The organism is Paraburkholderia sp. SIMBA_027, from assembly GCF_046535315.1.
Classification (GTDB): Bacteria; Pseudomonadota; Gammaproteobacteria; order Burkholderiales; family Burkholderiaceae; genus Paraburkholderia; species Paraburkholderia tropica.
This window is the reverse complement of the sequence record NZ_JAWRWY010000399.1, coordinates 1-278: the sequence shown is the minus strand read 5'-3', so window position 1 is coordinate 278 and position 278 is coordinate 1. Positions and strand designations below refer to the sequence as shown.

General features: G+C 57.9%; 1 pseudogene. It reads left to right on the top strand.

The features are described from left to right. Positions 1-278, top strand: a pseudogene (locus tag SB764_RS39580) (electron transfer flavoprotein subunit alpha/FixB family protein); the annotation flags it as partial.

The window sequence follows — 278 nt, the reverse complement described above, 5'->3', positions numbered from 1 at the left end:
CCGCGTATTGCCGCCAAGCTCGACGTTGCGCAGATCAGCGATATCACTGCGGTTGAAAACGCCGATACGTTCGAGCGCCCGATTTACGCGGGTAATGCGATTGCGACGGTGCAATCGCAAGACGCGATCAAGGTCATCACTGTTCGCACCACGGCATTCGACGCGGTCGCTGCGGAAGGCGGCAACGCATCGGTAGAAAAGATCGAAGCGGCAGCGGATAACGGCAAAGCGCAATTCGTCAATCGCGAAGTCACGAAACTCGATCGCCCCGAACTCAC